13 protein-coding genes are annotated in these 13,450 nt (G+C 67.0%); 2 read left to right on the top strand and 11 right to left on the bottom strand.

Features of this window, described 5'->3' with window-relative positions:
* Nucleotides 1–28: 28 nt before the first annotated feature.
* The 6 genes from ACZ1I2_RS23665 to hisG all read right to left on the bottom strand — a co-directional run bounded on the left by ACZ1I2_RS23665 (nucleotide 29) and on the right by hisG (nucleotide 7,996).
* On the bottom strand, nucleotides 29–1,951 hold the full coding sequence (locus ACZ1I2_RS23665) for an alpha/beta hydrolase family protein (protein ID WP_465181545.1): 1,923 nt from the start codon (nucleotides 1,949–1,951) through the stop codon (nucleotides 29–31).
* A gap of 223 nt (nucleotides 1,952–2,174) precedes the next feature.
* Nucleotides 2,175–4,313 (bottom strand): sodium-translocating pyrophosphatase, encoded by a 2,139-nt coding sequence (locus tag ACZ1I2_RS23660; RefSeq protein ID WP_465171760.1) that lies wholly within the window; start codon nucleotides 4,311–4,313, stop codon nucleotides 2,175–2,177.
* Nucleotides 4,314–4,412: 99 nt separating this feature from the next.
* A complete protein-coding gene (thiL, locus tag ACZ1I2_RS23655) occupies nucleotides 4,413–5,312 on the bottom strand; it encodes a thiamine-phosphate kinase (RefSeq protein WP_465175603.1) in 900 nt (299 codons plus the stop codon).
* Between the two features lie 126 nt (nucleotides 5,313–5,438).
* On the bottom strand, nucleotides 5,439–5,894 hold the full coding sequence (gene nusB / locus ACZ1I2_RS23650) for a transcription antitermination factor NusB (protein WP_465171762.1): 456 nt from the start codon (nucleotides 5,892–5,894) through the stop codon (nucleotides 5,439–5,441).
* Nucleotides 5,891–7,201: a histidinol dehydrogenase gene (hisD, locus tag ACZ1I2_RS23645; protein WP_465175604.1), complete on the bottom strand. Its 1,311-nt coding sequence runs from the start codon at nucleotides 7,199–7,201 to the stop codon at nucleotides 5,891–5,893. The genes nusB and hisD overlap by 4 nt, the downstream gene beginning before the upstream one ends.
* Before the next feature lie 132 nt (nucleotides 7,202–7,333).
* Complete coding sequence (gene hisG / locus ACZ1I2_RS23640) at nucleotides 7,334–7,996, bottom strand: ATP phosphoribosyltransferase (protein WP_465175605.1); 663 nt, start codon at nucleotides 7,994–7,996, stop codon at nucleotides 7,334–7,336.
* A gap of 61 nt (nucleotides 7,997–8,057) precedes the next feature.
* On the opposite strand from hisG, the gene ACZ1I2_RS23635 reads away from it, so the two are divergent.
* Nucleotides 8,058–9,155 (top strand): DUF2332 domain-containing protein, encoded by a 1,098-nt coding sequence (locus tag ACZ1I2_RS23635; RefSeq protein WP_465175606.1) that lies wholly within the window; start codon nucleotides 8,058–8,060, stop codon nucleotides 9,153–9,155.
* A gap of 295 nt (nucleotides 9,156–9,450) precedes the next feature.
* Here the strand turns inward: ACZ1I2_RS23635 and ACZ1I2_RS23630 are convergent, their stop codons facing one another.
* The 5 genes from ACZ1I2_RS23630 to ACZ1I2_RS23610 are packed head-to-tail and all read right to left on the bottom strand — an operon-like array spanning nucleotide 9,451 to nucleotide 12,756.
* A complete protein-coding gene (locus ACZ1I2_RS23630; protein ID WP_465175607.1) occupies nucleotides 9,451–10,377 on the bottom strand; it encodes an alpha/beta fold hydrolase in 927 nt (308 codons plus the stop codon).
* A gap of 51 nt (nucleotides 10,378–10,428) precedes the next feature.
* Nucleotides 10,429–11,328 carry a pirin family protein gene (locus ACZ1I2_RS23625; protein WP_465171768.1) on the bottom strand — a complete coding sequence of 300 codons (900 nt, stop codon included), beginning with the start codon at nucleotides 11,326–11,328 and terminating at the stop codon, nucleotides 10,429–10,431.
* Nucleotides 11,328–11,771 (bottom strand): NUDIX hydrolase, encoded by a 444-nt coding sequence (locus ACZ1I2_RS23620; RefSeq protein WP_465171769.1) that lies wholly within the window; start codon nucleotides 11,769–11,771, stop codon nucleotides 11,328–11,330. Before ACZ1I2_RS23620 ends, ACZ1I2_RS23625 begins: the two co-directional genes overlap by 1 nt.
* Nucleotides 11,768–12,469, bottom strand: a complete 702-nt coding sequence (locus tag ACZ1I2_RS23615; protein WP_465175608.1) for a glutathione S-transferase — start codon at nucleotides 12,467–12,469, stop codon at nucleotides 11,768–11,770. Before ACZ1I2_RS23615 ends, ACZ1I2_RS23620 begins: the two co-directional genes overlap by 4 nt.
* Before the next feature lie 2 nt (nucleotides 12,470–12,471).
* Complete coding sequence (locus ACZ1I2_RS23610; protein ID WP_465171771.1) at nucleotides 12,472–12,756, bottom strand: BolA family protein; 285 nt, start codon at nucleotides 12,754–12,756, stop codon at nucleotides 12,472–12,474.
* A gap of 40 nt (nucleotides 12,757–12,796) precedes the next feature.
* Between ACZ1I2_RS23610 and ACZ1I2_RS23605 the strand changes: the two genes are divergently transcribed.
* On the top strand, nucleotides 12,797–13,408 hold the full coding sequence (locus ACZ1I2_RS23605; protein ID WP_465175609.1) for a J domain-containing protein: 612 nt from the start codon (nucleotides 12,797–12,799) through the stop codon (nucleotides 13,406–13,408).
* Nucleotides 13,409–13,450 lie beyond the last annotated feature (42 nt).

Genomic DNA, 13,450 nt, shown 5'->3' with positions numbered 1-13,450 from the left:
TCGTCTCCACGCGCCGAGCATCGATCGCTCACGCAGGGTTGTTTTCCTTCAGGAACGCCTCGAGTTCCTTCAGCCACTGGACCCGGTCCGCCTCTTCCGAGAAATGATGGTCGCCCTTGGGCTGTTCGACATAGCGATAGGGTTTGCCGGCCGCCTTCAGCTTCTCGACCATCTCGCGCGATTGCTTCACCGGCACGACCCGGTCGGCCTTGCCGTGCATGATCAGGATTGGGATCGAGAAATCCGCGGCATAGTTGATCGGCGATACGGCTTTCAGGTCGGGTGCCTGGGCACGCAGCCAGTCCTTGCGCCGCCCCGAATTCAGGAAGCTGCCGTCGTAGCGGACCATCGCCGGCAGGTCGGCGACGCCGGCATAGGATACCGCGCAGCGATAGACGCCCTTGTCGCGCTGCGCCGCGCGGAACGCGGCATAGCCGCCATAGGAGCCGCCGACGATGCAGACGCGCTTCGCATCGGCAATGCCTTCGCCCACCGCCCATTTCACGGCGTCGGTCAGGTCGTCCTGCATGGCCAGGCCCCATTGGCCGCGGCCCTTTTCGGCAAAGGCGTTGCCGAAGCCGGAGGAGCCGCGGTAATTGGGCTGAAGCACCGCATAACCGCGGCTGGCGAGGAACTGGGCCCACCAGTCCCAGCTCTCGTCGTCCCGGGCGAACGGGCCGCCATGCGGCATCAGGATCAGCGGCAGGTTCTTTGCCGCCCCGCCCTTTGGCATGGTCAGCAACGCCTGGATCTCCAGGCCGTCGCGCGCCTTGTAGCGGATCGTCTTCACCGGGGAGAGCGCGTCGTTGCCCAGATCCTCGTTCACCCTGGCGAGGACATGCATCACGCCATCGTCGAGCCGGTACAGATAATAGGCGCCGGGCCGGTCCGCGCCGCCGACATAGACGATCAGCGTGCTGAAATCGCGGCTCCAGGAAGTGATGAGCGCCTGGCGCGTGCCGACCGCCTTGTCCAGATCCGCCTGTACCTTGGCCAGGACGGGGTCGAACCAGTGAGTGCGGGGGCGGTTGTCGACATAGGCGGCGCCGATCATCTTGGTGCCGCCGGCGCCCGTGATCAGATCGTCGACGTCATAACCGGCCACGCCGAACAGCTTGTTGCCCGTCTTCAGCGAAGCGAGGTCGAGATCATAGACGGCGTCGAACCCGTCGGCGTCGTCATAGGCGACCGCCTTGCCGGGCTCGGGCAGGAACATCGCGGGCACGTTGCCCAGCGTCGCATCCTTGCCGCGGGCCTTGACGACGGTGCGGAAAGAGGCGTCGGCATTGTCCCGGTACAGCAGCCGCGAACTACGCCGGTCATCGTCATAGGCGATGCCCATCCGCACGGTTCCGGCGCCGTCCGCATACCAGTCGAACACCTGGGTAACGGGATTCTGCACCCGCTTGCCCTTGCCGGTCGACACGTCGAATCGCAGCACCTCGGGCCAGAATCCGGGATCGTCGGAAAAAACCGATGTCTGCATGGCCAGCAACACGTTGGGGGACCCGTCGCTGGCGATCCACAGCAGATCGTCCGCATTCTGCGCGGCGTCGTTCTTGCCCAGGATCTGCATCGCCTTGCCATCGGCGCTGACGCCGATCGCGCGACGGATATACCAGTCGGAGCCCCCGACATTGGAGACCGCACCGACCTTGGCGACCAGCCAGTCGTCATTGACCCAGGCCCAGCCGTTCAGGTCGGAATCGCCGATGCTGAGCTGCCGGGTCTTCTGGAAATCGTCTAGCGGGATGATTGCCAGGCGCTGCACGCCCTTGATCGCAAGGCGAGTCGCGACCTTGCTGCCATTGGGCGACAGCTTCGGGCTTTCCATGAAGGGCAACCGGGCGAACAGCTCGAGCGGAATCGGGGACGGCAGCTTGGCCTGGGGCGCGGCGGCGGTCGGGACGGGGGCGGGGGCCGCGGCCTTGTCCTGTGCCGCGACGCTCATCGGGGCGGACACCAGGCCCGCAACCCCACAGAACAACACCCAACGCATTCACAAGCCCCCTGATTCCCCGCCCCTGTCTAGCGCGGCGAGGGGCCATCGCAAAGCGGGAGCCGCCGCATTTTGGCGCCGAAATGAAGCATTTGGCTTCCTGCCAAAACCGCGCCGGGATCGCTCCCGACGCGGCCTTGTGACAGGGGCGGCGCGCCGCCCGTGAGCGGCGAGATCAGCCGACCGCGTGCGCCAGCGCCGCGAGCAGCAACAGGGCGACGATGTTGGTGATCTTGATCATCGGGTTCACCGCCGGACCGGCCGTGTCCTTGTAGGGATCGCCGACCGTGTCGCCGGTCACCGCGGCCTTATGGGCTTCGCTGCCCTTACCGCCGTGATTGCCGTCCTCGATATATTTCTTCGCATTGTCCCACGCGCCGCCGCCCGAGGTCATCGAGATGGCGACGAACAGGCCCGACACGATCACGCCCAGCAGCAGTGCGCCGAGCGCCGCAAAGCCGCTCGCCTGGCCGGCCACCGCCGTGATGATGAAATACACGACGATCGGTGCGAGCACCGGCAGTAGCGACGGGATGATCATCTCCTTGATCGCTGCCTTGGTGACCAGGTCGACCGTGCGGGCATAATCGGGGCGGCTGGTGCCCGCCATGATCCCCGGATTGTCGCGGAACTGGGCGCGGACGTCTTCGACGACCGATCCCGCCGCGCGGCCCACTGCGGTCATGCCGAACGCGCCGAAGCTGAACGGCAGCAGCGCGCCGAGCAACAGGCCGACGATGACGTACGGATTGCTCAGCGAGAAATCGACCGCGAGATCGGGGAAGTAGATCCCCAGATCGGTCGTATAGGCGCCGAACAGCACCAAAGCGGCGAGTGCTGCGGAGCCGATCGCATAGCCCTTGGTCACGGCCTTGGTGGTGTTGCCCACCGCGTCGAGCGCATCGGTGCGGTGGCGGACATCCTCGGGCAGGCCCGCCATTTCGGCGATGCCGCCGGCATTGTCCGTGACCGGGCCGTACGCGTCGAGCGCCACGACCATGCCGGCCAGCGCCAGCATCGCGGTCGCGCCGAAGGCGATGCCGATCACGCCGGCAAGCTGATAGGTCGCGATCACCGCGACCGAGATCACCAGCGTTGGCAGCGCCGGGCTCTCGAGGCTGACCGCGAGACCCTGGATGACGTTGGTGCCGTGCCCGGTCTCGGACGCCTTGGCGATCGAGCGGACCGGGCGATAATTGGTGCCGGTATAATATTCGGTGATCCACACCAGCGCGCCGGTGAGCGCGAGGCCGATCATCATGCACCAGAACAGCGCCATGCCGGTGAAACCGGTCGAGACTTCGGTGCCGCCGTCGAGGAACGATCCCCCGCCGATCACCTTGTTCATGTCGCCGAGCACATATTGGGTGGCGCCATAGATCGCCGGGATCGACAGGATCACCGTGGTCCAGAAACCCTTGTAGAGCGCGCCCATGATCGAATTGTTGGCGCCCAGGCGGACCATATAGGTGCCGATGATCGAAGTGATGACGCAGACGCCGCCGACGAGCAGCGGCAGGGTCATCAGCTGGAACAGATGGTCGGCGTTCGGGAGGAGCAGCGCGATCGAGGCCATGGTCACGCCGATGGTGACGACATAGGTCTCGAACAGATCGGCCGCCATGCCGGCGCAATCGCCGACATTGTCGCCGACGTTATCGGCGATGGTAGCGGGGTTGCGGGGGTCGTCCTCCGGGATGCCGGCCTCGACCTTGCCGACCAGGTCGGCGCCGACATCGGCCGCCTTGGTGAAGATGCCGCCGCCGAGACGCGCGAAGATCGAGATCAGCGAGGCGCCGAACGCCAGCGCGACGAGCGAGTCGACCACGATGCGGCGATCGGCCTGCACGGCCAGGTCCATATGGGCCTGTGCGATCAGGTACCAGAACAGCCCGGTGATGGAGAGCAGGCCGAGGCCCGCGACCAGCATGCCGGTGACCGCGCCGGAGCGGAAGGCCATGGTCAGGCCACCCTGCAGCGAGGTGCGCGCGGCCTCCGCCGTGCGGACATTGGCCTTTACCGACACGTTCATGCCGATGAAACCGGTCACGCCCGACAGGATCGCGCCGATCGCGAAGGCGACGGCCGAGGTGATGCCGAGGAAATAACCGACCACCACGGCGACGACGACGCCGACGATGGCGATGGTGCGATATTGCCGGCCGAGATAGGCCTTGGCGCCTTCCGCGATGGCGGCGGCGATGTCCTGCATCTTCTCGTTGCCGGCGCTCGCCGCGAGAATCTGCCGGCTGGTAATGATGCCATAAAGCACGGCGATCAGGCCGCAGATCATGGCCGCATAGACTATCGTCATAGATATCCTTCCCCTATTGGCGCCACGCCAGACCTTGAGGCCTGTGCTGTCGGCGTTTGGGCGGAAGGTATAGAGGCGCTCGACGCGAGCGCAAGCCGCTCAGACGGCGTGCAGAAAGCCCAGCCGCGCCGGTAATGCCACCGCTTCGGTGGCATCGACCAGGCTCAGGCCCGATCCGGCGGCGAAGCGGCCGATCCGGGTGGCGGGCACCGGCAGGGCGAAGCCATGCGGGGCGGCGAACAGCAACTGGTAATCGTCTCCCGCGGTCGCGGCCGCGATGCGGGCGGCGCGGCTGTCGCCGGCAAAGGCACGACAGGCGGCCGACAACGGCACGGCGGCCAGGTCGATCTCCAGCATTAGCCCGCTCGCTTCGGCCATGCGCGCGCCGTCGATCAGCAGCCCGTCGGAGACATCCATCATCGCATGAACCAGCGGCGCGAGCGCCCGGCCGTCGCTGATGCGCGGCACCGGCCGGCGATAGGCGGCGAGCAGGCTGTCGGGCCCTTCCGCGCCGCGCGCGATGGCGAGCCCGGCACCGGCATCGCCGATCGTGCCGGTGACATAGAGCGCATCGCCGGCCTGAGCGCCGTTGCGCGGCGGGGCGGCGGCGTCGATACCGAAGGCGGTCAGGGTCAGCACGCGCGGTGCGCCGGAAGGCAGCGACACGGTATCGCCGCCGATCAGGGCGCAGTCGAGTTGCCGCAGTCCTTCGATGAAGCCGGCATCCCAGTCGGAATCCCCCGCCAGCGCATAATTGAGCATCATCCCGACCGGCAGCGCGCCCTTGGCGGCAAGATCCGACAGATTCACCGCGCCGAGCTTCCAGGCGACGTCCTCGGCCGGGTCGGTGGCGAGGAAGTGCACGCCCTCGACGATCGTGTCGCTGGTCAGGACGAGCGGGCCGCCCGCGTCGAGCAGGGCGGTATCGTCCAGCAGCCCTCGCGCCGCCGGGTGCAGCGGCAGGGTGCGGAGTGCTGCAAGAAATTCGGTTTCGTTCAAACAATTCCTCCCCGGAACGGGGAGGGGGACCGCGAAGCGGTGGAGGGGGGCTTCCTCAGACGAAACGCTTGGGGCGAGCCCCCACCACCGTCCTTCGGACGGCCCCCCTCCCCGTTCCGGGGAGGATTAAGAACGAACATCCTTCGCGATCGCATCGAGCAATCCGTTCACGAACCCCGCCTCGCGCTTGTCGAAAAACGCATGCGCCACATCGACATATTCCGTGATCACCGTCGCCACCGGCACATCCGCCCGCGCGATCAGCTCATAGGTCCCGGCGCGCAGGATCGCGCGCATCGACCGGTCGAGCCGCTCCAGCGCCCAACCCTTGGCCAGCTTGCCCCTGATCGCTTCGTCGATCTCCGCCTGGCGCGCGACCGCGCCCTTCACGATATCGTCGAAGAAATCGACCTCGGCCTCGGCATATTCGGCGTCCTCGATCGTCGCGCCGAGCCGGTGCTGATGGAATTCATGCAGCAGCGGCGCGATCGCCGTGCCCTCCATCTCGTGCTGATAGAGTGCCTGGGTTGCGGCAAGCCGGGCGGCGGCGCGGGCCGTGGAGCGGGCTGAAGTTCGGCTCATAGGTTCAATTCCGTCTGGTCGCCCGCGAGGCGGAGCGCCACTGATTTCGCATGGGCAGGGAGCCCTTCCGCCTCCGCCAGTGCCACGGCCGCGGGGCCGATGGCGCCGAGCGCGGCATGATCAAGCTGGAGGAAGCTGGTGCGCTTCATGAAGTCGAGCACCGACAGGCCGGAGGCGAAGCGCGCGCGCCGGCCGGTCGGGAGGACATGGTTGGGCCCGGCGACATAATCGCCGATCGCCTCGGGCGTGTGACGGCCCAGGAACACGGATCCGGCATGGCGGACCCGGTCGAACAAGGCCTGGGGATCGTCGCAGGCAAGTTCGAGATGCTCGGGCGCGAGCCGGTCGACCAGCGGGATCGCCTCGAACAGGTCGGCGGTGACGATGATCGCGCCGTTGGCATCCCAGCTCTCGCGGGTGACCTTCGCGGTGGAAAGCTGACCGATCTGCAGGTCGACTGCCTCGGCGACGGCCTTGCCGAACGCGGCATCGTCGGTGAACAGGATCGACTGGCTGGTCGGGTCATGCTCGGCCTGGCTGAGCAGGTCGGCGGCGATCCAGTCGGGATCGTTCCTGCCGTCGGCAACAACGACGATCTCGCTTGGCCCGGCAACCATGTCGATGCCGACCACGCCGTAAAGCTGGCGCTTGGCCTCCGCGACCCAGGCATTGCCCGGGCCGGTGATGACGTCGACGGCGGCGATCCGCCCGGTGCCATAGGCCAGGGCGGCGATCGCCTGCGCCCCGCCGACCCGCCAGATTTCGTCGACGCCGGCGATATAGGCGGCGGCCAGCACCAGCGGATTGGCCTCGCCGTCGGGCGTCGGCGTCACCATCACCAGCCGCTCGACACCGGCGACCTTGGCGGGGATCGCGTTCATCAGCACCGAGGAAGGATAGGCCGCGCGGCCGCCCGGGATATAGATGCCCGCATTCTGGATCGCGTTCCACCGCGCGCCGAGCCGGACGCCGGCCGAGTCGGTCGAGTCGCTGTCTTCGGGTTTCTGCTTGAGGTGATAGGCAGCGATCCGTTCCGCCGCGAGCTCGATCGCCGCGCGCAGTTCCGGCTCGAGCCCGTTCAGCGCGTCCAGCCAGTCGGCCTTCTCGATCCGCCAGCCGGTCTCGTTGAGATCGTGCCGGTCGAACTTCCTGGTGAACGCGTGAAGCGCCGCATCCCCCTCGTCGCGCACACTGGCGACGATCGTGCGTACGTCGCGCGCAACATCGGCGTCAGCCTCACGCCGCGCGTTGACGAGCGCGGTGAAGTCGCGCTCGAACCCGGGGTCGGAAGTGGAAAGACGGATCATGAGCGGCGTGACCTACCTAACCCGTTCGTTTCGAGCGAAGTCGAGAAACCTGGGTCAGGCGTCTTTGGCCAGTTTCTCGACTTTGCTCGAAACGAACGGGGGAAGGAGTCACACTCCGGGAGGCGCAGAGCATCACGCCGCATCGCGCATCTCCACCGCCCGCCGGAACGCATCCACCAGCGGCACCACCTCGGGCCGTGTCTTGAACGCCGCCCGGTTGACGATCAGCCGCGACGTGACCTCGGCGATCACCTCGACCTCGACCAGCCCGTTCTCCTTGAGCGTCTTGCCCGACGAGACGAGATCCACGATCCGTGGCGCCAGCCCAAGCGTCGGCGCCAGTTCCATCGCCCCGTTGAGCTTCACGCACTCCGCCTGAACCCCGCGCGCCTCGAAATGCCGGCGCGTCACATGCGGATATTTGGTCGCGATGCGCACATGGCTCCAGCCGCGCGGATCATCGCCCGCGGCCATATCGGCGGGCTCGGCGACCGACAGCCGGCAATGGCCGATGCCCAGATCGACCGGCGCGTAGAGTTCAGAATAATCGAACTCCGCCAGCACGTCAGATCCCACGATGCCCAGCTGCGCCGCGCCATGCGCGACGAAGGTCGCGACATCGAAGGCGCGCACCCGGATCAGGTCGATGCCGGGGTTGCTGGTGGAAAAGCGCAGCGCGCGGCTATCCTCGTCGCCGAACGCCGCTTCGGGCGAGATTCCGGCGCGCTCGAGCAGCGGCACGGCCTCGGTGAGGATGCGCCCTTTGGGGACGGCGATGATGATTGGATCGGCCATGGATGAGCGGGGCTTTACTTGCGCCCCTGCGTGGGCGCAACAGACGCGGCGAGGAGGCCCTATGTCCGAGCAGAATGTCCGCGGCGCGTTCCTGATCCAGGAACATTATTGCAATGCCATGGCCGCGCCCGCTTATGCGCGCATCTGCGCGGCGCTGGCCAGGGGTCTCAACCGCGACAGTCGGGTCGGCGCGACCTTGCTCGACTGGCCGGGCGAACCGACGCGCGCCGCGCTGCCGCTGCGACTCGTCGGCGGGTTGCACGCGCTGGTGCTGGCGGGGAAGGACGCCGGGCTCGCAGCGCTGTTCGACGGCAGCATCACTGACCCGGAGGCGATCGAGGCCGAACTCGCCGGCGTGCTCGTCGCGCATGACGCCGAGCTGCTTCCCTGGCTCGATGGCCCGCCCCAGACCAACGAGCCCGGCCGCTCCGCCGCGCTGATGACCGGCCTGCTGGAGATTGCGCGCCGTCACGGGCCAAAAATCGAAATCCTCGAAATCGGCTCCAGCGCTGGCCTTAACCTGATGATCGATCGCTACCGCTTCGATCTGGGCGGCACCATGGTCGGCCCGGCCGCCTCGCCGGTGACGATCGTGCCCGAGTGGAAGGGGCCGCCCCCGCCCGACGTGCCGATCCATATCGTCAGTACCCGGGGCTGCGACGTCCAGCCTATCGACGCGACCGATCCGGCGGCCGAGGTGCGCCTCGCCGCCTATGTCTGGGCGGAGAAGCCCGATCGCGCGACGCGCCTGAAGACCGCCATCGCCATGCTGCGCGCCCGCCCGGTGCGACTCGACCATGCCGATGCCGCCGACTGGGTCGAGGCGCGCCTCGCCGAGCCCCAGGCCGAAGGCGTCACGCGCGTGCTGATGCATTCGGTCGTCTGGCAATATCTGCCGGAAGCGATCGCCGAACGGATCAGGATCGCGATGAAGGCGGCCGGCGCCCGCGCCACCGCCGATCGCCCGCTCGGCTGGGTGATGATGGAACCCGACCGCGCGCTCGCGCACCAGGTCATCCGCGTGCGCAGCTGGCCCGGCGACGGTGCCTGGCAGACCGTCGCGACCTCGCACGCCCATGCCGCCTGGATCGACACCGGCCAGCCCGAACGCGACCGCGCCGGCATCGACTTGCCCGAGGCGGCGAAGATCTCGGTCTAGCGAAAGCCGACATTGTACAAGTTGTTGTACAATGTCCGGTCAGAATGTCAGTGACCCTACTGACATTTTGGCGATCTCAGCCTCCCAGCATGGCTTCCCCGGCGAAGGCCGGGGTCCAGTTGGGGGACTTTTGAGATGGGCGCTCCGGCCGTTTCCTTCTGTCTCCCTGCTGGGCTCCGGCCTTCGCAGGGAAGAAGAGGGATAACCGCCCTGACATTCTCAATCGTCGGACCGCTTGAGCCCAGGCCTGATTCAACACGCTGTCGGCTGCGGCTATCCCACGCGCATGATGACCTTAGCCGAGCCACTCCTGGATCGCGTGTGTCACCGCCTCCGGTGCTTCCCATGGCACGAAATGCCCCGCATCGACCTTCACCAACGTCATGTCGGGCACCAGCGTCTCGAGTCCTTCGAGCTGGCTCGGCAGCAATGCCTTGTCGCCCATGCCCCAGATCACCAGTGTCGGCTGTTTGACCGGCGGGAAAGGCGCGTTTAGGAACGCCGGGCGTGCCGCTTCCTCGCCGATATCCGGCACGACGATCGCACTGGCACGGTACCAGTTGAGCATCGCGGTCATCGCGCCCGGCTGACCCCATTCGTCGAGATAGGCCTCCTTCTCCGCCGCGACGTTCCCGAAATCGGTGTGGCGCATGAAGCTGCCGTCGAAAAAGGCGGGCAGGCCGATCGAGTCGATATATTTCTCGAAATCGGGGTTGCGGAAGGCGCGGATATACTGGCTCGCCTCGCGCTGCGCCGGGTCGTCGAACATCGATTTCTGGAAGACGAACGGGTGCGGCGCGTTGACGATGATCAGCTGCGCGATGCGGTCGGGCCGGGTCAGCGCCGCCATCCACGCGATGGCGCCGCCCCAGTCATGGCCGACCAGGGTGAAGGTCGCGATGCCGAAATGGTCCGCCAGCGCGATCAGGTCGCCGACCATCTTGTCGGGCGTATAGTCGCTGACATTCGCGGGCTTGGACGACCGCGCAAAGCCACGCTGGTCGGGGGCGAGCACGAAATGGGTCTTTGCCAGCTCCGGAATCTGGTGGCGCCAGGTGCGGTGCGATTCCGGGAAGCCGTGCAGCAGGATGATCGCGGGATTGGCGGGGTCGCCCGCGACGGCGACGTCCAGCGAGACGCCGGTGGGGAGGTCGATTCGCTGGAGGCTCAACTCCCCTCCCGCTTGCGGGAGGGGGTGGGGGAGGGCCTGTTCGCTGTCCATTCGAGGAACATGCCCTCCCCTGACCCCTCCCGCAAGCGGGAGGGGAATGCGTCACGGATAACTCACGGTCTTCGGGACCTCGGGAATCGGAATCCACTCCTTCTCATCCCCCGGTACTTTCGGAAACCGCCCGGCCTGCCAGTCCGCCTTCGCCTGGTTGATCCGCTCCCGGCTCGACGAGACGAAGTTCCACCACACATGCCGCGGCGTCGAAAAGGCATCGCCCCCGCACAGCATGACGCGCCCACCGTCCCGCGACTTGAGCGAAGTGGCCACACCGGGTTTCAAAACATAGAGCGTCATCGGCGCGAGCGGCACGCCGTCCAGGCTCGCCTCGCCCAGCGCCAGATAGACCGCGCGCTCGTCGGCATCGGCGTCGACCGGCACTTCGCCGCCCGGATCGAGCACGATGTCGGCATAGATCGTCCCGGCATAGGTCGTGGTCGGTGCGGTCTGGCCCCACAGGCTGCCCATGATGATCCGGGCGCGGGCATTGGGCGCCTCGATCACCGGCAGCGCCGATTTCTCGACATGCTCGAACGCCGGGTCCATTTCCTCCTGCGCCTCGGGCAGCGCGATCCAGGTCTGGATGCCCGACAGGTCCGGTCCCTGCGCGCGCTGGCTCGCAGGCGAGCGTTCCGAATGCACGATGCCGTGCCCTGCGGTCATCAGGTTCACCGCGCCCGGCTCGATCGTCGCGAAGGTGCCGAGCGAGTCGCGATGGTCGATCGCGCCTTCGAACAGATAGGTTACTGTCGCCAGGTTGATATGAGGATGCGGCCGCACGTCGATCCCTGTGCCGACCTCGAGATGCGCCGGCCCCATCTGGTCGAAGAACAGGAACGGGCCGACCATGGTGCGCGGCCTGGACGGCAGGGTGCGATGCACCTTGAACCCGCCAAGGTCGTGGGTGGTCGGCAGGATGGTCTGCAGCACGAAATCGTCGAGCATCAGGCGGCTCCGTTCAGGCCGAGCAGGATCTCGGCCAGGTCCTCGGGATAGATGAGTTCATGGTGCGCGGCGATGGCGTCACGGTCAAACCATTGCCAGTGCTGCATCACCCGCTGTTCCAGCTCGGTGTGCCGCGCGGTGTCGATCTCGGCCGTGTCGGTGCGGATCAGGAAATAGCGCTCGTCGGCGGTGACATGCACGCCCTCCAGCGTGACGAACTCGACCAGCCGCCGGAAGATCTCAGGCCCGGGCTCGGCATGGATGCCCGTCTCCTCGATCAACTCGCGCCGTGCCGCCTCCTCATAGGTCTCGCCCGGGTCGACCGCCCCGCCCGGCGTCGCCCAGAAAGGCGGGCGGTCGGCCGCGACGAAGCGGAACAGCAGCACGCGTCCGGCGGGGTCCATCAGCAGGATGCGCGCCGCGGGGCGCTCGGCCAGGCTCATGCCGCGTCGAGCTCGGGATAATGGCGGAAGATGCCGTCCTCGTTGAACGCGATGCGCCGCTCGCTCTTCAGATAGACAGCGATGCCGGGCAGCGCCGCCACCCGGTCGTGCAGCGCGATCAGTCCGGGATAGTCGCCCTCGATCGCCGCCATCCGCTTCGGGAACATGTACCGCAACCCCTCGACGATCTGGAACAGCGAGGTGTCGGCATAGCACCACCGGGCGCCGGTCAGCCAGTCGCCATCCTGCGCCGTCGCCGCGTCCTCGAAATGGCCGAGGAATTTGGGCAAACGCTCCTCGCGCATCGTCTTCGCCGCGCGCGCCGCCTCTGGTTTCTGATCGTGGTAATAGTCGGAGATGCTCACCGGATGATGGACGTTGTGCACCTCGGCGACGAGGTCCGCGATGGTGAGCTGCAACTGGTTGACCCAGTACCGCTGCCCCGTCGGCGCCAGATCATGCTGCTCGCCGAGATAGAACAGGATGTTGGCGACCTGCGCGATCGTCCCGTCCTTCGTCTCCAGATAGGGCGGCGCGAACGGCCCTTGGGCGCCGTGCTTTTCCATGTTGTCCATCAGCGCCTTCGCGCCCTGATCGCGCGCGCAATCCTCATAGGCGATGCCGGCCGCTTCCAACGGCAGCCGTACGAACTCGCCGCGCCCCTGGATCGAGGGCCAGTACCAGAGCCTGTAGGCCATGCTTATTCTCCCGGCGCGCGTGCCCGGATGGCGAGCGCGTGAATGCGCGAGGACAACAGATCGGCGAGCGCCTGGTTCACCAGCCGCTGACGCTGGACGCGATTCAGCCCCTCGAACGCCGGGCTTTCGACGATCACGGTGAAGTGCGATTCGCCCGTGCCGTCGTCGCCCATATGCCCGGCGTGCTGGTGGCTGTCGTTGATCACGTCGAGATGCGTCGGGTCGAGCGCCGAGGCGAGACGGGCCGCGATTTCGGAAGCGACGGAGCCGGTGGCGAGATTTGTCATGACACCTATATAGGCCGCTTTGTTCAAATCGGGGAGCCGCGTGGCGCGGGATAGTGAAAAGAAGGATCGGCCGAATGCTCGCTTCCACGGACGCGTGGAAGGGACGGGGCGATTGTGCGCGCATCCGGGCTGCGAGGTGCCGGGTGAATTCCGCGCGCCGCCGGAGGAAGGGCCGGCCAATGGCTTCGAGGGACCGCGGCCGTACCGCTGGTTCTGCCTCGACCATGTCCGCGAATTCAACGCGCGGTACAATTTCTTCCAGGGCATGAGCGCCGACGAGATCCACGATGCGCAGCGCCCCTTTTCGGGCTGGGAACGCGAGACCCGCGCCTTCACGCATAGCGGCGGCGCGGACCGCCCGCCCAAATGGGCCGATTTCAGCGACCCGCTCGACGCGATCGGTGCGCGCTTCCAGCGCAGGATGGAGGAAGCCCGGAAGGATGGCCGGCCCTTGTCGGAAAGCGACCGCCGCTCGCTGAAGGTGCTCGGCCTGCCCACCGACGTCGACCGTCGCGGCCTGCGCCAGCGCTACGCCGAACTGGTCCGCCGCTACCATCCCGACCGCAATGGCGGCGACCGCAGCCATGAAAAGATACTGCAGGAAGTGATCGCGGCGTACACGCAGCTGAAGGGCGCGCCGGCCTTCGCCTGAGCCCTCGACCCGTCACTGAAATAGCTTGTGTGGTGCTCGAGT

This window comes from Sphingomonas sp. BL-S-29 (assembly GCF_055521495.1).
The sequence above is the reverse complement of the archived record's forward strand: the minus strand, read 5'-3'. Positions and strand labels throughout refer to the sequence as shown.